General features: G+C 61.6%; 15 protein-coding genes. 8 read left to right on the forward strand and 7 right to left on the reverse strand.

Annotation, left to right across the window (positions count from 1 at the left end; genetic code table 11):
* Positions 1-70 precede the first annotated feature (70 nt).
* From G9X68_RS15390 to fba, 6 genes are all read left to right on the forward strand, one after another.
* Entirely contained in the window at positions 71-1,054 is a 984-nt protein-coding gene (locus tag G9X68_RS15390; protein ID WP_129417506.1) for an autoinducer 2 ABC transporter substrate-binding protein, read from the forward strand.
* A 138-nt stretch (positions 1,055-1,192) separates the two neighbouring features.
* Positions 1,193-2,707 (forward strand): sugar ABC transporter ATP-binding protein, encoded by a 1,515-nt coding sequence (locus G9X68_RS15395; RefSeq protein ID WP_171603126.1) that lies wholly within the window; start codon positions 1,193-1,195, stop codon positions 2,705-2,707.
* Complete coding sequence (locus G9X68_RS15400; RefSeq protein ID WP_171603127.1) at positions 2,700-3,728, forward strand: ABC transporter permease; 1,029 nt, start codon at positions 2,700-2,702, stop codon at positions 3,726-3,728. Before G9X68_RS15395 ends, G9X68_RS15400 begins: the two co-directional genes overlap by 8 nt.
* Positions 3,728-4,714: an ABC transporter permease gene (locus G9X68_RS15405; RefSeq protein WP_171603128.1), complete on the forward strand. Its 987-nt coding sequence runs from the start codon at positions 3,728-3,730 to the stop codon at positions 4,712-4,714. Before G9X68_RS15400 ends, G9X68_RS15405 begins: the two co-directional genes overlap by 1 nt.
* 11 nt (positions 4,715-4,725) lie before the next feature.
* Positions 4,726-5,574, forward strand: a complete 849-nt coding sequence (locus G9X68_RS15410) for a sugar phosphate isomerase/epimerase family protein (protein WP_171603129.1) — start codon at positions 4,726-4,728, stop codon at positions 5,572-5,574.
* 348 nt (positions 5,575-5,922) lie between these two features.
* A complete protein-coding gene (gene fba, locus G9X68_RS15415) occupies positions 5,923-6,987 on the forward strand; it encodes a class II fructose-bisphosphate aldolase (protein ID WP_011648981.1) in 1,065 nt (354 codons plus the stop codon).
* 120 nt (positions 6,988-7,107) lie between these two features.
* Here the strand turns inward: fba and G9X68_RS15420 are convergent, their stop codons facing one another.
* The 7 genes from G9X68_RS15420 to G9X68_RS15450 form a co-directional block, all read right to left on the reverse strand.
* Positions 7,108-8,859, reverse strand: coding sequence for a glycerol-3-phosphate dehydrogenase/oxidase (locus G9X68_RS15420; RefSeq protein WP_171603130.1), 1,752 nt, complete (start codon positions 8,857-8,859; stop codon positions 7,108-7,110).
* Positions 8,860-8,896: 37 nt separating this feature from the next.
* Positions 8,897-10,426 carry an FGGY-family carbohydrate kinase gene (locus G9X68_RS15425; protein ID WP_171603131.1) on the reverse strand — a complete coding sequence of 510 codons (1,530 nt, stop codon included), beginning with the start codon at positions 10,424-10,426 and terminating at the stop codon, positions 8,897-8,899.
* Between the two features lie 37 nt (positions 10,427-10,463).
* Positions 10,464-11,306 (reverse strand): DeoR family transcriptional regulator, encoded by an 843-nt coding sequence (locus G9X68_RS15430; RefSeq protein ID WP_171603132.1) that lies wholly within the window; start codon positions 11,304-11,306, stop codon positions 10,464-10,466.
* Positions 11,307-11,455: 149 nt separating this feature from the next.
* Positions 11,456-12,403 carry a D-ribose ABC transporter substrate-binding protein gene (locus G9X68_RS15435; RefSeq protein WP_003550839.1) on the reverse strand — a complete coding sequence of 316 codons (948 nt, stop codon included), beginning with the start codon at positions 12,401-12,403 and terminating at the stop codon, positions 11,456-11,458.
* A 112-nt stretch (positions 12,404-12,515) separates the two neighbouring features.
* The gene (locus G9X68_RS15440; protein ID WP_138388934.1) at positions 12,516-13,568 is read right to left on the reverse strand and encodes an ABC transporter permease; all 1,053 of its coding nucleotides are present in this window, start codon (positions 13,566-13,568) and stop codon (positions 12,516-12,518) included.
* Between the two features lie 22 nt (positions 13,569-13,590).
* The gene (locus G9X68_RS15445; RefSeq protein ID WP_171603133.1) at positions 13,591-15,135 is read right to left on the reverse strand and encodes a sugar ABC transporter ATP-binding protein; all 1,545 of its coding nucleotides are present in this window, start codon (positions 15,133-15,135) and stop codon (positions 13,591-13,593) included.
* Positions 15,132-15,788, reverse strand: a complete 657-nt coding sequence (locus tag G9X68_RS15450) for a DUF2291 domain-containing protein (protein ID WP_171603134.1) — start codon at positions 15,786-15,788, stop codon at positions 15,132-15,134. The genes G9X68_RS15445 and G9X68_RS15450 overlap by 4 nt, the downstream gene beginning before the upstream one ends.
* A gap of 790 nt (positions 15,789-16,578) precedes the next feature.
* On the opposite strand from G9X68_RS15450, the gene G9X68_RS15455 reads away from it, so the two are divergent.
* Both G9X68_RS15455 and G9X68_RS15460 read left to right on the forward strand, forming a co-directional pair.
* The gene (locus G9X68_RS15455; protein WP_171603135.1) at positions 16,579-18,153 is read left to right on the forward strand and encodes an FGGY-family carbohydrate kinase; all 1,575 of its coding nucleotides are present in this window, start codon (positions 16,579-16,581) and stop codon (positions 18,151-18,153) included.
* 32 nt (positions 18,154-18,185) lie between these two features.
* Positions 18,186-19,697, forward strand: coding sequence for a glycerol-3-phosphate dehydrogenase (locus G9X68_RS15460; RefSeq protein ID WP_171603136.1), 1,512 nt, complete (start codon positions 18,186-18,188; stop codon positions 19,695-19,697).
* Positions 19,698-19,706: the final 9 nt, after the last annotated feature.

The raw sequence follows: 19,706 nt of genomic DNA on the forward strand, positions 1-19,706 counted from the left end.
CAGGAACAACCTGCCGCAAAACCGGCCGGTGGTCGTCGTTCGTATGAGCGACCTTTGAGGAGGAGTGAGAATGAGGAGCCTTATCGTAGCGGCATTTGCCGCATCGCTGTCGCTTGCCGGGGCGGTGGTCGCGTTTGCGCAGGATGCGCCGAAGGTCGGTGTTGTCGTCAAGATCGGCGGCATTCCCTGGTTCAACGCGATGGAAGCCGGCATCAAGGAACAGGGCCAGAAATTAGGCGTCGATGCCTTCATGATCGGCCCGACCAGCGCCGATCCGGCGCTGCAGGTGCGCGCCATCGAGGATCTGATTGCCCAAGGCGTCAAGGTTATCGGCGTGGTGCCGAACGATGCCAAGGTGCTCGAGCCGGTGCTGACCAAAGCGCAGGCCGCCGGCATCAAGGTCATTACGCATGAATCGCCCTCGCAGAAGGGCGCCGACTGGAATTTCGAACTCGCATCGGCCACCGGCTTCGGTGAAGCGCATGGCAAGCTGCTCGCCGAGAAAATGGGCGGCAAGGGTGAATATGCCGTCTTCGTCGGTTCGCTGACCGTGCCGCTCCACAACGCCTGGGCGGATGCCGCAATCGCCTATATCAAGGCGAATTACCCGGACATGAAGCTCGTCGGCGAGCGCTACGGCGTGGCGGAAGATGTCGACAAGAGCCGCTCGACGGCGCTCGATCTCATTGCCGCGCATCCGGATCTGACCGGCTTCCTCGCCTTCGGCAGCCAGGGTCCTATCGGCGCTGGGCGCGCCATCGAGGAACGCCGCAAGACGGGCAAAATCTTCGTGCTCGGCCCATTCTCGCCCGGCCAGGGCCAGAAGCTGATCAAGTCCGATGCGATATCGGGCGGCTTCATGTGGAATCCGAAGCAGGCCGGCGAAGTCTTCGTCACGCTCGCCGATCGCCTGATCAAGGGCGAGAGCGTCAAGGAAGGTGATGACATTCCGGGTCTCGGCGTGATCAAGCCTGTTGGTAACGACATCATCGTCGATCAACTGCTGCCGATCAACAAGGATACGGTCGACGACCTGGCCGCAATGGGCCTCTGAAGAGGCCCCCTCCCCGGGTGTCGGGCTGGTCCATGTCGACCGGCCCGGCGTTCGGGAGAGAGAGAGAGAGAGAGAGCGGTATTCGGCCATGGCCGGACCATTGATCTTTCATGGCATTCGACTGGACAGGCAATCGGCATGAGCACGGCAACGGATGATGGTGTGAAGGCCCAGCCGCTTCTTTTGCTTCGCGGCATCAACATGACATTCGGCGGTGTGAAGGCGCTGAAAAACGTCTCCTTCGAAGTCTTGCCCGGCGAAGTGCATTGCCTCGCCGGCGAGAATGGATCCGGCAAGAGCACGTTGATCAAGGTGATATCAGGCGTCTATCGGCCTGCAGACGGCGCTGAGATCGTCTTCGACGGCGAGACGATATCCCACATGACGCCTGCCATGGCCCAGTCCCGCGGCATCCAGATCATCTGGCAGGACCTCGCGCTCTTTCCGGAAATGAGCGTGGCGGAAAACATCGCCTTCCAGACCCTTTCCGGTTCGCGCCCGCGCTTCGTCAATTATGCCGCGATCCGCGGAATAGCCGAGGAGGCGCTCGCCCGGCTCGGCGTCACCCTCGACGTCGACAGACCCCTCAAGGACTTCGCCATCGCCCAGCGCCAGATCGTTGCCATTGCCCGCGCGCTGGTCGGAGAGGCCCGGATCGTCTTCATGGACGAGCCGACCGCCTCGCTCACCCAGTCTGAGACCGATCATCTGCTGTCGATCGTGCGTACGCTGTCGGCTTCGGGCGTTGCCGTGGTCTTCGTCAGCCATCGTCTTGCGGAAGTGCTGGACATCTCCTCGCGCATCACCGTGCTGCGCGATGGCGCACTGGTCGGGGTCTATCCGGTGGAGGGCATGACCCAGTCTAAGATCACCGAGCTGATGACCGGGCGCACCTTCGACCAGAATGTTCTCGCCCGCGACGTATCGCAGAACCCGGTCCTGCTTTCTGTCAGCAAACTTTCCCGGCCTGGCGAGTTCGAGGACATCTCCTTTGATCTGCGCCGTGGGGAGACGCTCGGGATCACCGGCCTGCTCGGCTCCGGGCGCACCGAACTTGCGCTGACGCTGTTCGGCATGCGTCGGCCCGCCGCCGGAATGATCATGTTGGAGGGAAAGCCGGTGCGCTTTGCCTCCAACCGCGAGGCGATCACATCAGGCGTCGCCTATCTCTCCGAAGACCGCCTTTCGCTCGGTCTCAACCAGCCGCAATCCATCGCCGACAATCTGGTCATGGCCTCGCTTAACCGTATCCTGAGCGGCCGGCTCATTTCGCCGGACAAGAAGCGTTCGCTGGTCGCGCGCTGGATCGCCGATCTCGGCATCAGGATCGGCAAGCAGGACGATGCGATCTCGACGCTTTCGGGCGGTAACCAGCAGCGCGTCGCGATCGCCAAATGGCTCGCCACCGATCCAAAAGTGTTGATCCTCGATGCACCCACGGTCGGCGTCGATGTCGGCGCGCGCGCCGGCATCTTCGAAATCGTTGCCCGCCTCGCCGAGGCGGGGCTTGCGATCATCCTCATCTCGGACGAGGTGCCGGAGGTCTATTTCAACGCCGACCGGATCATCCACATGGAAAAGGGCCGGATCGCCGGCTGGCACGATCCGCGCGCGACCACACTGAAGGACCTGGAGGCGGCGGTCTATGCGTAAGCTGTTCCTGTCCCATACGACGGAATTTGTGCTGTTTGCCGTCATCATCGCGATGAGCATTGTCCTCGCTTTTACGACCGACCGTTTCTTCACGCTCGGCAATGCCTTCGACCTGCTCAATATCAGCGCGGTCAACATTATCTTTGCCGTTGGCCTGCTCGTGGTGCTGATATCAGGCGGAATCGACATCTCTTTCGCCGTCGCCGCCTCGATCGTGCAATATGTCACTGCACTTGCGCTCGAGAGGATCGGCGGGGGTGGATGGGTATCCGGCTTCCTGATTGCGACCGGCATCGGCATCGTGCTCGGCGTGATCAACGCCTTCCTGATCCACCGCTTCCGCATCATCTCGATCGTCGCGACGATCGCGACCTTCAACGTCTATTTCGGCTTGCTGATGTTTTTCACCAAGGGGGTGTCGATCTACAATCTGCCCGACTGGCTGACAAGCCGTGTCATCATCTACGAGCGCGAAATGGCCGATGGGAGCTGGGCTGAGATCACGTTGCCTGTAGTGGTCATGGCCGTCTGCGCGCTCGCCACCTGGTTCTTCATTACCCGCACGACGACCGGCCGGCAGCTCTATGCCTTCGGCGACAATCCGGAAGGCGCGCGCCGCTTCGGCATCAATATCGGCGCCATGCAGTTCATCGCCTTCGGCTGGCTTGGGTTGATGGCAGGCATCGCCGGGCTCATGCAGGCGCATTATGCGCAGGAGGTCGTGCCGAACGCACTTTATGGCCGCGAGCTCGATGTCCTGGCCGCGGTGGTGCTCGGTGGCGCGCGGCTGGGCGGCGGCAAAGGCTCGGTGCTCGGTTGCGTGCTGGGCGTGCTGCTCGTCTCGATCACCCAGAACGGCCTCAACCTGATGGGCGTCTCGCCCTTCGCCTTCAAGATGATCGTCGGCGCGATCATCCTCGTTGCGATCACCTTGTCGAGCGCCCGCATCGGCAATCTGGTGCCGGTGTTTGCGACCCGCAAATCGACCGGCGGCAGCCCCGCAGACAGGGGAGAGAGCTGATGAACGCGTTCGCCGCCCGCTTCAACGCCATCTTCGGGGCTGACATGGCCGGTCCCCTCGCCGCGCTCGTAGCTGTGCTCATCGTCTTCGGTTTCGCCTCGCCGCATTTCCTGACAGGCGCGACCTTCGGATCGGTCGCCTTTCAGCTTCCCGAGCTTGGCGTCCTGACGCTTGCCATGCTGATGCCGATCCTCACCGGCGGCCTCAACCTTGCAATCACCTTCACCGCCAACATCGCCGGCCTGACGCTCGCCTGGACGCTGCAGGCCAATGGCGGCATCGATGCCGGCCCGGGCGCCTTTCTGCTGGGCTCGGCTCTGGCGCTTGCCGTCGGCGCGGCAAGCGGCCTGGTCATGGGCCTGGTCATCGCCTTTACCCGCGCCCATCCGATCCTCGTTTCGCTGTCGATGATGATCTTCCTGCGCGGCCTCGGCGAATTCCTGACACGCGGCGGCGATATCTCGGGCTTCCCCACCTTCATCGCGCCGATCGGCCACGGCAGCATCCTCGGTATCCCGGTCCCGTTGCTGATCCTGATCGCCTGCGTGATCGCCAGCCACGTCTTGCTTTCGCGCTCCAGGCTCGGCTTTTCCACTTACATGATCGGCTCCAATATCGAGTCTGCCCGTTATTCCGGCATCAACACCCGCAAGGTCCTGGTGCTGGTCTACATGCTCTCCGGCGTGATGGCTGCGGTTGCCGGCATCATCATGCTTGCGCGTTTCAATTCGGTGCGCGTCGGCCACGGCGAATCCTATCTGCTGATCACCGTGCTCGCCTGCTTCCTCGGCGGCATCAATCCCTTCGGCGGCTTCGGCCGCGTCCTGCCCGTCTTCGTGGCGCTGATCGTGCTGCAGCTTCTCTCTTCGGGGCTCAACCTGCTCGGCGCCAACCAGCATCTCACTACTGCCGTCTGGGGCATCCTGCTCATCGTCGTGATGGTGCTGCGGTGGCTCTCGGCCAAATTCATCAGAATCGTGAAATAGGAGATACGACCATGGAAGGTTTCGGCGTTCACACCAGTATGTGGACCATGAACTGGGACCGCGCAGGCGCCGAGAAGGCGATTGCCGGAGCCGTGCGCTACAAGATGGACTTCATCGAGATCGCGTTGCTCAACGCGCCGGCCGTCGATGCCAAACACACTCGCGACCTGCTTGAAAAGCACAAGCTGCGCGCCGTCTGCTCGCTCGGCCTGCCGGAACATGCCTGGGCTTCCGTCCGCCCGGATGCGGCGATCGAGCATCTGAAGGTCGCGATCGAAAAGACCGCGGAAATGAACGCAGAAGCTCTGTCCGGCGTCATCTTCGGCGGCATCGGCGAGCGCACCGGCGTGCCGCCAACTGAGGGCGAATACGACAACATCGCCAAGGTGCTCGACGTCGCGGCAAAGCATGCTAGGAAGTACGGCATCCAACTCGGCGTCGAGGCCGTGAACCGCTATGAGAACCACCTGATCAACTCGGCGCAGCAGGCCGTCGACATGGTGGAGCGGGTCGGCGCGGACAACGTCTTTGTTCACCTCGATACCTACCACATGAATATCGAGGAGAAGGGTGCGGCAAACGGCATCCTGACCGCCCGCGACCACCTGAAGTACATCCATCTTTCCGAAAGCGACCGCGGCACGCCGGGCTACGGCAATATTCCGTGGGATGCGATCTATGCCGCGCTCGCCGCGATTGGCTTCAAGGGCGGGCTCGCGATGGAAAGCTTCATCAACATGCCGCCTGAGGTCGCCTATGGCCTGGCCGTTTGGCGCCCCGTTGCACGCGATATGGAAGAGGTCATGGACAAGGGGCTGCCGTTCCTGCGCAATAAGGCGGAACAATACGGTCTCATCTGACCCGGTTTGCCAGATATTCCGGATTCCACTCTTGGCCGACTGACATCGACCACAAGCCATAACCGTAGCGGCCGCTCGGGGGTGTCTGGCTGAAGAGTTCTTGCCACCGCCGGGACCGTGACGGCCCACCCCTCTTCAGCACTGCCACTAAATTCATTCGGCTCGCCGATACGAACCGGCTCTTGAGAAATATCATGCCCGTTGTGATATTGTTATTATTGCTTGTTACATTCCTCCTCCTATGCCATTTTGCCTATTAAAATAAGACGCTTGAACGGCTCACGCCCGGGCTCTAGTTTCGAAGAGATGGCGGCGTTTCGATCGACCATCGATATGGGGGAATCTTGGATGGCACGCATTACGCTGAGGCAACTGCTCGACCATGCTGCGGAGGAAGGCTACGGCGTTCCCGCTTTCAACATCAATAATATGGAGCAGGCGCTCGCCATCATGGAAGCCGCCGACGCGTGTCATGCGCCGGTTATCATGCAGGCGTCGCGCGGAGCCCGCGCCTATGCCCATGACATCATGTTGAAGCACATGATGGACGCGGTCGTCGAAATCTATCCGCATATTCCGGTCTGCGTGCATCTCGATCACGGCAACGATCCCTCCAACTGCATGACGGCGATCCAGGCGGGCTTTACCTCGGTGATGATGGATGGTTCATTGAAGGCGGACGCCAAGACGCCCGCCGATTGGGCCTATAATGTCGGCGTCACCAAGATGGTGACGGATATGGCGCATTTCGGCGGCATCTCGGTGGAAGGCGAACTCGGCGTTCTCGGTTCTCTGGAGACCGGCATGGGCGAGGCCGAGGACGGCCATGGCGCCGAGGGCAAGCTTTCGCATGACCAGCTGCTGACCGATCCGGACGAGGCGGTGAAGTTCGTGCGCGAAACCAAGGTCGATGCGCTCGCCATCGCGATGGGCACATCGCATGGCGCCTACAAGTTCACCCGCAAGCCGGACGGTTCGGTGCTGGCGATGAACGTCATCGAAGAAATTCACCGTAAACTCCCGAATACGCATCTCGTCATGCATGGCTCGTCCTCGGTCCCGATCGAGCTGCAGGAGATCATCAACAAGTATGGCGGCCAGATGAAGCCGACATGGGGAGTGCCGGTCGAGGAAATCCAGCGCGGCATCAAGAACGGCGTGCGTAAGGTCAACATCGACACCGATGGCAGAATGGCGATGACCGGTCAGATCCGTCGCGTGCTGCAGGAGGACCCAAGTGAGTTCGACCCGCGCAAATATCTGAAGCCGGCAATGACGGCGCTGACCAAGCTCTGCAAGGAGCGCTTCGAACAGTTCGGCACTGCCGGCATGGCCGGCCGCATCACGCCCCTTCCCGTTTCGGAAATGGCGAAGCGTTATAAATCCGGTTCCCTCGATCCGGCTTTCTCCTGAAACTGAGCTAGAGAATGATGCCGAAAACTGTAAGCGGTTTTCAGACGACATCATGCTCTAACTATTTAATGTAGAACACGATTCAGATTTTAGGCCGACCGGGCCTAAAATCATCCTGTCCTAGCCCAACGCCGGGCGGGGTGTCTTTTCCGGCTCGGTGGCGGCAGGCTTGCCCGTCAGCGTCTGGCCGTGGAAACGGCTCAGCTGGCTGACAACCTCCTGGATTTCGCTTGCCGTTCGTTCGGCACTCCAGCCGAGCGCCGCCTCGGCAACGCCGGCGATTTCCCGCAAGCCTTCCAGCGTCAACCGACCCTCGATCGCAAGCGTCGTGCGGCGCATCACGATGTCCGACAGATGGACGACGAGTTCGTTGCGGGCGATCCAATCGATCTCACGGAGACTGTAACGTGCAGCACCCGTCAGGCGCTGTTCGTCGGAATAGTTTGAAGGGGAGGAAAGCAGGGCCACAGCCGTCGTGCCATAGCGACCGAGCAGTTCGTCGGCACGCTCGGCAGCAACGCCGCCGCGCGCCGCGGTATCGCTGATCCAGGCGTTACGCTGCTCTGCATCAGCCGGAAAGGCCTTGCCGCCGCCGATCGCCAGATAGCGTGTCGACTGGCTGCGGCTGCGCTGTAGCCGGGAGAGAACGGTGTCGGCGACCTCTTCCGCAAAGCCGCGGAACGTCGTCCACTTGCCTCCGACCAGCGAAACGACCGGAAAAGGTCTACCGTCCTCGGGTTCCTTCATCGGCGCGGAGTGGTCGCGGCTGATCAGCCCCGGTGCGGTTGCATCCGATGCTGGCAGAGGGCGGATGCCGCTATAGCTGTAGACGATCTGGTCGCGATCGAAGCGAAGCGTCGGCAGCAGCGAGCGGATGCTTTCGAGGAAATACTCGGTTTCCGGCTCCTCGCAGGAAACATTGTCCGGATCACCTGCCGGAATGTCGGTCGACCCGACCAGTGCCAGCCCGAGATAGTCGTAGACCAGGCAGATGCGGCCGTCGTCGGCCTCGAAGTAGATCATGTGGCCGTTGAGGCTTCGCACCAATTCGGGATGGTCAAGCAGGATATGGGAACCCTTTGTGCCGCCGATCAGCCGCGATGGAGCGCCGAGCAAAGTGTTGACCTGATCGATCCAAGGACCTGCCGCATTGACGACCAGCTTGGGAGCGACGCTGAACTCGCGACCGTCGGGCTGCCGGAAGGTCAAACGCCCTTCTGAAACGGCAGTCAGTGTCGCAAAATTTGCCGCGAGGCTCCCCGTGTTCGCATCGAGACCATCACGCACGAGCTCATAGACGAGCCGCTCCGGCCTGCTGATCTTGGCATCGTAATAGATGCCGCCGGCGACGATGGCGGGGGTAATATGCGGCATCTCCCTGCGCGCCTGTTTCTTCAGGATCAGCCGGTGGCGCGGCATGACCTGGTCGCGCGAACCGAAGAAGTCGTAAAGCCGAAGCCCGATCTTGATCAGAACCGCGCCACGGCTGCGTGGCGCGGTCTTCGACCCAAGGAGCGTCCGGATCGCTGCCCAGATGCCGCGCGTCCAGGAAAAGACCGGAATGAAGGTCGGCAGCGGTTCGACGCAATGCGGCGCGTTTTTGAGCAGGAGGTTGCGCTCAAGCGTCGATTGCGCCACCAGTCCGAACTCACCCGTTTCCAGATATTTCAGGCCGCCGTGAATGAGCCGCGATGGTGCGGCGCTCGTGCCGGAAGCAAAGTCGGCCTTGTCGACGATCAGGCAATTGACACCCTGTAGCGAGAGGTCGCGGAACAGGCCGGCGCCGTTGATGCCTGCCCCGATGATCAAAACGTCGATATCCTTCTCGCCGAGGTTCGAGAAGCGCTGCTGCAAATCGGGGGTCATGCTCATCGTCCTAAATCGCCCGCCGCGGCGGGCATTTGTCTTTTCAATTTGCCGATTGCTCCGGCGCAAGCGCGGCAATCTTCGGCCAAAGGGGGATCATCGCGTCGGCAATGTCGCGGAATACCCGGTAACGCTTTTCATAATCCGCGCTACGCGCCGCATCCGGCCGGCAAGTTTTCGCGATGGAGGCCGTATCGCGCGGATCGCTCTGCGGATCGGCAAAGATACCCGCGCCCGACCCGGCACAAAGCGCAGCACCCCAGGCGGCCGCCTCATCCGTCTCGGTTACCGTGACCGGCATGCCAAGCACATCGGCAAACATCTGCACGACGGCAGGATTGCGCGAGACGCCACCGGCGAGCCGCGCCTGATCGAAGGCAAAGCCGTCGCGAAGCGCGTCGACATGGATGCGATGATTGAAGGCGATGCCTTCAAGCACGGCGCGCAGCATGTCGCCGCGGTCGTGCCATCCACCGAGCCCGAAGAAGCCGGCGCTGGCGGCTGCGCCATAAGGCGAGCCGAACAGATAGGGGTGGAAGAGCGCCGTCGAGGGGCGCTCGAAGGCGGCGTCGATCTCGGGCGCCAACAGGGCATGGATCGAGTTGCCTTGCAGCTCGCCATTCGTCCGTTCGGCAGCGCAGAGCGTGTCGAGAAACCAGTCGTAATTCGCTGTCGATGCAGGGGAGATCGACATGCTGTTCCAGATGCCGGGCGCAATCCCGTTGCGGCAGAACCAGCGCCGGTCGACACGCGGTTCTGACGAAAGCGTCTCGTTGATCGAATAGGTCCCGGCAATGACCGCGACAACGCCCTTGGCATAGCCCCCTGCCCCGAGCGCCGAGGCCGTGACGTCATGCAGACCGGCAACGACAGGCGTTCCTTCGGCAAGGCCCGTCTGCTGCGCGGCTTCACGGGTCACGCGTCCGACGATCTGGTCGGGGCGCGAGGCTGGCGGCAGGGCGTGGACCAGATCCTGCAAGCCAAACAGCCGCAGGGCGTCCTCACTGTAGTTCTGCGTTTTGACATTGGTGAAGGAAGTGCTGGCTTCGGTGCGGTCCGTACCGATGATCCCGGTCAGGCAGAACCGCAGCCAGTCCTTGCAGCTGCAGAAATGGCCAATGCGCTTGTAGCGCTCAGGCTCCATTTCGCGGATCCAGGCAAGCAATGCCGATGGCGCGGAGACATGCGGGATCTGCCCCGTCAGCTCGATCGCCAGGTCGGCGACATCGCTCTCCATCCACCGGTCGACGATCGCCCCTGCCCGGCTGTCCAGCGAGAGAATGGCTCGGCCGAGCGGTTTCCGGGCGTGATCGAGCAGGTAGATGCCGTCTCCATGCGCGGTAGCGGCAATGCCCTGTATGTCGCTTGCCGGTCGCCCGCTAAGGAAAATCGCTTCGCGGATGGCATCGGCCGTCGCGTTCCACAATTCATCCATGTCGCGCTCGATATGGCGGGCCTTCGGAATGAACTGCGTGACACGGCGCCGGGCGACCGCAAGCGGCGTGCCGTCGATATCGAAGATGACGGCCTTGGTGACTGTCAAACCACTATCGATCCCGAGCAGTGTCGGCATTCAGGTTTACCTCACGAGGGGCAACGGGCCGGCGCCGTCAGGAGCGCCCTCCGGCGCCCTTGGCGATGATCACGTTGATATCTCTGGACCGCATGCGGTCGATGTGCACCGGCTGGGTCTTGTCGTCGACGATGACGACGTCGAATTCATCCAGTGCTGCGAAACTGTGGAGTGCACGCCGTTCGAACTTGGTATGATCGGCAAGCAGGATGCGTTTTACGGAACAGTCGAACATGGCGCGCTTGGTATCGACTGTCTCAGGAGACTGGTGCAGCACCGTGCCGTCGCTGATCGCCGACATCGAGATGAACGCGACATCTGCCCTGAGAGCCTTGATCTCGTTGATGGTCATGCGGCCCATGAAGGCATTGCACCAATTGTAATACTGGCCGCCGAGGGCGAGCAGCGTCACGTCGTGCAGGCCCGTCAGCGCATTCATCAGCGTCAGGGAATTGGTGATCGCGGTGACCGGCACCTTCGACGGCAGATGCGCCGCCATCTGAAGAACCGTGGTCGAGTCATCGAAAAAGATCGCCTGCCCCGGTTCGACGAATTGCATTGCCGCCTCGGCGATCAGCTTCTTTTCGGCCGACTGACGGTTCGAGCGATAGACGTCGCTGGATTCGATGAGATTGGTCGCCGCCGCCGTGACGATGCCGCGCGTCTTCCTGAAGAGGCCGCGGCTGACGAGTTCATCGACATCGCGGTGAGCCGTCATCAGGCTGATCCCAAAGCGGTCGGTCAGGTCTTCAATCCGCATCGAGCCTTCACCCATCACGGCCTCTGCAATCATGCGGCGGCGCGCAATCTGGCGCGTCTGCCGGCTGTCGCTGGTGAGCTGGTCCAACAGATCGTCGTCCCGGCTGGTCTTCTGTGTCACGGGTCACCCCTGTCGCTGAATTATGGATCCCAGCTTCGTACAGTGATTGCCGCGCCAAGGCAAAAAGGCGAAGCGCAACCGAGGATTGAACCGCCGACCGTCGCTTCCAGCATGAAAATGAGGGCGCTCTTGCGAGCGCCCTCTTCCGTTTACTGCGCCAGAACGAACGGGCCGGTGTACTTGTCGATGTTGTCCTTGGTGATCAACAGGCAATCGAAGAGCTGTTTTTCGCTCTTGGCGCCCGTGTTACCCGTCTTGATCAGGTTGTCGGCCTGCTTGACGGCTTCTTCGGAGAAGACGGCAACCGGTTGGAGGACGGTGTATTGGAGTTCGCCCGCCTTGATGGCGGCAACGGCATCCGGCGAACCGTCGAAGCCGCCGACCTTCACATTGGCGAGCTTGCCAGCTTCCTTGAGCGCGGCGATCGCACCGAGCGCCATTTCGTCATTGCCCGAGATGACGCCGACGATATCCGGGTTGGCCTGCAGCATGGACTGCATCTTGTTGTGGCCCTGGGTGCGGTCCCAGTTGGCAACTTCCTTGGCGACCTTCTTCAGATCCGGATACTGCGAAAGGACAGTCTCGTAGCCATTCGAACGCGTTGCCGCGTTGTTGTCGGACGGAGCGCCGAAGAGTTCGGCATAGTTGCCCTTGTCGCCGATCGCTTCGACCCATTGCTGCGCGCCGAGGGCGGCACCCTGTGCGTTGTTGGAAACAAGCTGCGCCTTGGCCAGGCCTTCCTGGTTGATTTCGGCGTTGACGAGGATGACCGGGATGCCGGCAGCAACGGCCTTCTTGACCGCTCCGACGGAACCGTCGGCGTTTGCCGGGTCGAGGATGATCGCCACCGATTTGTTGGTGATCGCCGTATCGATCAGGTTGCTTTCGGTATTGGTGTCACCCTTGTGGGCGTTGACCGAGGCCGTGTAGCCCAGCTTTTCCGCGGTTGCCTTGGCGACATTGCCTTCCGTCAGCCAATAGGGATTCGACGGATCGTTGACGATGATCGTCATCATGCCCGCTGCCCAAGCCGAGCTTGCAAGAAGCGGTGCTACGGCCGCAGCGGCCAGAAGTATGCGCATGCCTTTCTTAAACATAGTCTCTCTCCCATTCGTGAGCTCAGTTATTGCCGGTGATCCGGCGTTGCTTTCCCCAATCGGCTTTCCTGGACTCCAGCCTGCCGTCGTGGATAAGTTTCGGTCTCAGCCGTCAGGACGATTTGACCCGGCGGCCGTATTGGATGCTGTTCATAAGGACGGCGAGAACGATCACAGCGCCGGTGAATACGGTCTGCCAGTAGGCCGAGACGCCAATGATCACGAGGCCGTCCGAAAGGAAGCCGATAACGAAGGCGCCGAGCATGGTGCCGCGGACCGTACCGCGGCCGCCGGTCAGCGCCGCGCCGCCGATGACCACGGCTGCGATCGCCGTCAGTTCGTAGGTTGTGCCTGCCGTCGGACCGGCGGAGGTCAGCTGCGAGGAGAGGACCAGGCCGGCGATCGCAGCGCAGACACCCGAAAGCACATAGACGATGATCTTCACGCGCTTGACCGGGACGCCGGAGAGGTCGGCGGCCCGCTCGTTACCGCCTGAGGCGTAGAGCCAGCGGCCGAAGGCGGTACGGCTCAGCACGATGCCGCAAATGATCGCGAGAACCGCAAGCACGATGACGCCGATCGGAATGCCTGCGAGCCGGTTGAAGCCGAGCCAGTCGAAGCCGGTATTGCCGAGTTCCGGACGGCCACCGAGATTGTTGTAGGTCAGGCCGTTGGTCATCAAGAGCGCGATACCGCGGGCCACGTAGAGCACGCCGAGCGAGGCGACGAAGGCCGGCACCTTGAGATAGGCGATCAGCACGCCATTGACCGCACCGACCAGCGCACCCAGCGCACATGTGATGACGACGACGGCCCAGACCGGCGGATAGAGGATGACGCCGAAATAGGTGAGCGTGACGCCCTGCATCAGGAAACCGGCGATGCAGCCTGCAAGCCCAAGCGTCGAGCCGACCGAAAGGTCGATGCCGCCATTCAGGATGACGAGCAGCATGCCGATCGCCAGAATGCCGAAGATCGCGACGTGCGACGCCATGATCAGGAAGTTGTTCAGCGTGAAGTAATAGGGCGACAGGAACGAGAAAACCGCGATGATGACAATCAGCGCGAAGAAGGCCCGGCCCTCCAGAATGAGACGCACGATATTGGTATTGCGCTTCTGCCCACTGGAAACTGATTTCTTTTCGGTGATGTTCGTGACTGACATAATCAGTGCTCCATAATCCAGGCTAGTGCGCGACCACGGCTTCGCCGGAGGCGGCCATGATCTTTTCCTTGGTGACATGCGAGCCGAACTCGGCCGATATCCTGCCGCGATGCATGACGATGATGCGGTGCGCGATGCTCAGGCATTCGTTGACTTCGGACGTCGAATAGATGACCGCCAATCCCTGCTTGGCGCGCTCCGCGAGCAATTTGAAAACTTCCGCCTTGGCGCCGATGTCGATGCCGCGGCTTGGCTCATCGAGCAGGATGACCTTCGGCTGGGTTGCCAGCATCTTGCCGATGACGACCTTCTGCTGGTTGCCGCCGGAGAGCGAGCCGATCGAAGCTGCACCGCCATCGGTTTTCACATGCACCCGCCGGATCGCATCATTGACGAGATCGCGCTCCCGATGGCCGGAGGTGAAAAGCCCTTTGGTGAAAGCGCGGATACTCGCAAGCGACAGATTGGAGCCGACCGTCATCGTCTGGACGAGACCGTCGCGCTGGCGATCTTCGGGCACGAGCACGAGACCGCTGGCAATGCGCCCGGCGATGCTGAGCCCACTGACGTCCTGTCCTTCGAGCAGAACCTGTCCGCCACTTGCGCGCAGACGTCCGGCAACACACTCGAGTAGTTCCGTGCGTCCGGCGCCCATCAGCCCGTAGATGCAGACGATCTCCCCGGCACGCACCTTGAGAGACAGACGATCGACTGCATTATAGGCAGCGCCGGAGGGGCCGGGGACACTGAGATTTTCGATGGAAAGCGACACGTTTCCGAACGGGTGACCTTCCGGCGGGCTGCCGAGGTCGAAATTCTCGCCGACCATGTTGCGGACGATCCACTCGAGATCGATATCCTTACGCTCGGCATAGGCCGTCATGTTTCCGTCGCGCAGAACGACGGCGTGATTGGTGATCTGCAGCGCCTCTTCCAGATGATGCGAGATGTAGACGATCGACACGCCTCGGCTCGTCAGGTCGTGGATGACCTTGAAGAGCACTTCCACCTCGGTCGCGCTCAGCGCCGAGGTCGGCTCGTCCATGATCAGGATGCGCGAATTGACGGAGAGCGCCCGTGCAATCTCGACGATCTGCTGCTGGCCGAGGCGAAGATCCTCGACGCGCGTCAGCGGATCGATGTCTTCCTCGAGTTCCTCCATCAGCGCGCGGGTCTGACGCGCCTCTTCAGCGAAGTCGACGACACCGCCCTTGATGATCTCCCGACCCATGAAAATATTGTCGCGCACACTGAGATTGGGGGCGAGGCTGAGCTCCTGGTGAATAATGGAGATCCCGCACTCGCGGGCATGGGTCGACGAGGTAAAGCTGATCGGCGAGCCGTCGAGAATGATCTCGCCGGAGCTTGGCTGCGCGACACCCGAAAGGATCTTCATCAAGGTCGACTTGCCCGCGCCATTCTCCCCGAACAGCGTTGTGACCTGGCCGCGATGGATGTCGAAGTTCACTCCCTTGAGGGCGTGAACGCTACCGTAGGATTTTGCGATATTGCGGGCCGCGAGGACGACCTCGCCTTTCACCCCGTTGCTGCGTTGCGGCTGGTTCATTTGAGCTCGACCTTCACCGGCGTGACGAGCCAGTTCTTCGGGTTGATGAGCTTGAAGACGCCGACGACGGTCGCCTGCTTTCCGTCCAGAGCGTCAGCATCCAGGCTCGCGAAAACCGCCTTCTTCATCTCGTTATTGATGGCCGAGCCGGCATCCTGATACTGGATCTGGTTGGTAAACTGGCCGAATTCGATGGTGCCGGTTGCATCGCGGAGGTCCGTGCCGTTGACCGCAGGGCCGGTCTGGACACGGACCACCGTCTCGGGAGGCAACCCATCGATCTTCATTTCGTTGGTGTTCGACTTGCGGGCGCCGAAAACGCCGGTCAGCGTGACGGGAATGACCGGTCCGGTGCTCGTCGCGGTACCGTATTTCTCGGCCGCCGCCTTCTTGTCGGCAGCAATGGCAGCCGCGAGATCGGCCGCCGCAACGGCCCGCTCCTCGACATTCGCCTTGATCTTCGGGAACTGCTCGGCGCCGAAGGTTTCCGGAGAGAATGCCTGCTGCCGGACATCGTTTTCGGAACCGATCCTGACGACCGTCGTATCGAACACGATCGCCGCAACGACGATGGCCGCCAACGCCGCGCTGACAAGGAGCGTGCGATTGCCGCTGCTCGGCTTTGATGCTGGATAATCGGGCGAGGTACTCATGTCCGGACGGCCTTTGGCTTGGAATGGCGAGGTGGAGAAGGCTAGCGCGATGATGATCGCAGGCGCGCTGAAGCATTGCGTCGCACCGGAACAGAAGCCGGCGGACCGCTCGCAAGAGCGCAACTCTGGACGAAAATTCGCATTGGAAGCCTCCTCAACAAGACCGGCGGCTGTCTCCTCCAACCGCCTGGGCCTGCATTCTCCATCAGGAAGCGCACTTCCGTGATAGAAGTATGTTATTTATGTCGTAAATGATGTTATATATTTTATAAGCTGTCAACGGCACTTTCGCGGTAACTCGACTGAAATGCACGACCTCACATCTTGTTTATCACGCTGCACTGCAGCAAAAAGGGGTAGAAAATGCAGACGCTTTCACACTTGTCATTCTACCGAGCGTTGGCGCCATCTGTCTGTTTTGAATGCAATATCTCACAGATTGAACATTGCGCACGCTGCGGCTTTTGATGCCGCCCGCTGATGGCGCGGTGGGGCGGAAGCAAACTCCTCACTCTTCTATTTTAAATGAAAAAAATTACATCGCTAGAAAAATCTTACTGGCAATATGGTATCTTTATGTTATCTTTTCGAGTGAAGCTAGGGAGGTTTCGGCTGCGCGCCAAATCTGGGATTTGCCAACGGCGGCGCGCTTGCCGTCATCCGTGAAAGGACCGACGTTGGCAGCCGGATGCATCATCCCAGAGAGTTTAGGGATCGGGAGGACTTCGGATGAATTTGTTGCGCGTATTGCCCGCCGCGGCGCTTGCGATGGTGGCGAGATAGGCCTGCGATGACATCGACCCAGAACATCATCATTGGGATAGACGCCGGCACCTCGGTCATCAAGGCTGTCGCCTTCGATCTGTCCGGACGCCAGATCGCCACGGCTTCCGTTCGCAACCGATACGCCACCGGAGACGATGGCTCGGCAACGCAGTCGCTGGATCAGACCTGGCTCGATTGCGCCAGCGCGTTGCGTGGCCTTGGCGAAAAAGTCCCTGATCTTGCGTCCCGCACCGCAGCCATCGCCGTCACCGGACAGGGCGACGGCACCTGGCTGGTCGGCCGCGGCAATAGGCCGGTTGCCGATGCCTGGCTGTGGCTCGACGCGCGCGCCGCGCCGACAGTCAACTCGCTCGCCGGCGGAACGCAGAATCGTGCCCGCTTCGAGGCAACAGGCACCGGCCTCAACACTTGCCAGCAGGGCGCGCAACTCGCCCATATGGACCGCTTCACGCCGGATCTTCTCGATCGGGCGGAGGCGGCGCTGCACTGCAAGGACTGGCTCTATCTCAACCTCACAGGCGCGCGAGCAACCGATCCATCGGAGGCAAGTTTCACCTTCGGCAATTTCAGAACACGCCAGTATGATGCCGTCGTGATCGACGCGCTCGGCCTTGACCACAGACGCGGGCTCCTGCCCGAAATCATCGACGGCAGCGAGATCAGCCACCCGCTGACATCGGAGGCGGCGAAGGCCTGCGGGCTTCTTGTCGGAACGCCGGTTTGTCTCGGCTATGTCGACATGGTGATGACGGCGCTTGGAGCAGGCGTGCGCAGCGGCGCTCGCAACGCCGCCTGCTCGACGATCGGCTCGACCGGCGTGCACTTGCGCGCCAAGTCCGTTGCCGACGTTCAGCTCAATCGTGAGGGCACCGGCTATGTGATCGCCCTGCCCATTCCCGGCATCGTCACTCAGGTCCAGACGAATATGGGCGCCACGATCAACATCGACTGGATCCTTGGTGTCGCCGCCTATCTGATGGCCGAGGCGGGCAAGCCTGCTTCGCATGCAGACCTCATTGCGCGCATCGACGGCTGGTTTGCAGAAAGCCGGCCGGGGTCGGTGCTTTACCATCCCTATATTTCCGAAGCGGGCGAACGCGGGCCTTTCGTCAACGCCAATGCGCGCGCGGGCTTCACCGGGCTTTCGATGCGTCACGGCTTCCCCGACCTGCTGCGCAGCGTGGTCGAAGGGTTGGGGCTTGCCACCCGCGACTGCTACGCGGCGATGGGCGCGATGCCCGAAGAGTTGCGGGTTACCGGCGGGGCAACACGCTCCGTCGCCCTTCGCCGTTCACTTTCGGCCGCCGTCAACGCACCGATCCGCCAGTCGCGCCGCGAGGAGACAGGGGCGGCCGGCGTGGCGATGATGGCCGCGGTGGCTGTCGGCGTCTATTCCAGCATGGACGATTGCATTGCCGACTGGGTGACGCCGCTGCTCGGCGATCCGGAAACACCGGATGCCAACGAGGCCCACCGGTTCGACCGGCTCTTTTCTGCCTATACCGATGTACGCCAGGCAATGGCGCCCGCCTGGGACAAGCTTGCCGAAGCCGCAACGACGTCGCCACCGGGCGCGTAATTCTGATGCAGCAGGCATCGAAGGAGCATGACATGACCGAACCCGAACTCCTGGATCTCTTCGTCATCGGCGGAGGCATCAACGGCGCCGGGATAGCACGCGATGCTGCGGGCCGCGGCCTGAAGGTCGTGCTGTGCGAAAAGGACGATCTGGCCCAGGGAACCTCGTCGCGCTCGGGCAAGCTGGTGCATGGCGGCCTGCGTTACCTCGAATATTACGAATTCCGCCTGGTGCGTGAGGCATTGATCGAGCGTGAAGTGCTGCTCAATGCCGCGCCGCATATCATCTGGCCGATGCGCTTCGTCCTGCCGCACAGCCCTGAGGATCGCCCCGCATGGCTCGTGCGGCTCGGCCTCTTTCTCTATGATCATCTCGGCGGCCGCAAGAAGCTGCCCGGGACCCGGACGCTCAACCTGCTCCGCGACCCGGAAGGCACGCCGATCCTCGATCAATACACACGCGGCTTTGAATATTCCGACTGCTGGGTCGACGACGCCCGCCTCGTGACCTTGAATGCGGTCAGCGCAGCGGAAAACGGCGCTCTGGTGCTGACCCGCTCGCCGGCCGTGTCGGCCCGTCGCCAGAATGGCGGTTGGACCGTGGTCACGAAAAGCAACGCCACGGGGGAGACGCGAACCTTCCGTGCCAAATGTCTGGTGAACTGCGCCGGCCCCTGGGTGATGGACATCATCAATCGCGTCGCTGGTTCGAACTCCGGCCGCAATGTCCGCCTCGTCAAGGGCAGCCACATCATCGTGCCGAAGTTCTGGGCGGGCGCCAATGCCTATCTGGTGCAGAACCACGACAAACGCGTCATTTTCATCAATCCCTATGAGGGCGACAAGGCGCTGATCGGGACGACCGATATCGCGTACGAAGGCCGGGCCGAGGATGTCGCCGCCGACGAGACGGAAATCGAGTATCTGCTCAAGGCGGTCAATCGCTATTTCAAGGAAAAGCTGCGTCGCCACGACGTGCTGCACAGCTTCTCCGGCGTGCGCCCGCTGTTTGACGATGGCAAGGGCAACCCGTCGGCCGTTACCCGCGACTATGTCTTCGATCTCGACGAGACTGGCGGCGCTCCGTTGCTCAATGTCTTCGGTGGCAAGATCACCACATTCCGCGAGCTCGCCGAACGCGGCATGCAGCGCCTCAAGCACATTTTCCCGAACATGGGAGGCGACTGGACTGAGAAAGCGCCGCTGCCCGGCGGCGAAATTCCGAATGCCGACTACGAGAGCTTCGCCAACAGCCTGCGCGATATCTATCCCTGGATGCCGCGCGAACTCGTGCATCACTACGGCCGTCTCTATGGCGCCCGCGCCAGGAATGTGGTTGCCGGCGCGACAGGCATGGAAGGGCTTGGGCGGCATTTCGGCGGACAGCTCTATGAGGCCGAGGCCCGCTATCTCGTCGCCACGGAATGGGCCGAGACGGCCGAGGACATCCTCTATCGCCGCACCAAACATTACCTCCATCTGAACGAAGCGGAACGCGCGGCCTTTGGCGAGTGGTTTGCTTCCACCCGCCTTGCCGCCGCCTGAAGGATGCCG

The sequence above is a fragment of the Rhizobium changzhiense genome (assembly GCF_013087625.1).
Lineage (GTDB): Bacteria > Pseudomonadota > Alphaproteobacteria > Rhizobiales > Rhizobiaceae > Rhizobium > Rhizobium sophorae.